1 protein-coding gene is annotated in these 263 nt (G+C 65.4%); it reads right to left on the bottom strand.

Annotation, left to right across the window (positions count from 1 at the left end; translation table 11 throughout):
• Nucleotides 1–7: 7 nt before the first annotated feature.
• Nucleotides 8–263, bottom strand: a 256-nt coding sequence (locus tag P9230_RS32305; RefSeq protein ID WP_278121761.1) for a GntR family transcriptional regulator, incomplete at its 5' end; no start/stop codon positions are given.

The following is a 263-nucleotide window of genomic DNA, read 5'->3' on the forward strand; positions in this document are numbered from 1 at the left end:
GTCGTGCTCATGGTCGGCCCTCTTCGCTCGGCCCTGTCAGCCGCAGTTCGGCGACGAAATCATAGGCGTCGCCCCGGTAGATAGAGCGGGTGAATTCGATCACCTTGCCGCTCGCCAGATAGGAAATGCGTTCGATGTGCAGGCCGGCAATGCCTGGCGGCACCTCGAGCAGGCGCGCGTCGCTGTCGCCGAGATTGGCGGCGGAAATGCGCTGCACCGCCCGCACCGGCCGATTGCCGGTCAATTCCAGCGCGGCATAGAGC

Origin of the sequence: Mesorhizobium sp. WSM4887 (genome assembly GCF_029625865.1) — a bacterium.
Classification (GTDB): Bacteria; Pseudomonadota; Alphaproteobacteria; order Rhizobiales; family Rhizobiaceae; genus Mesorhizobium.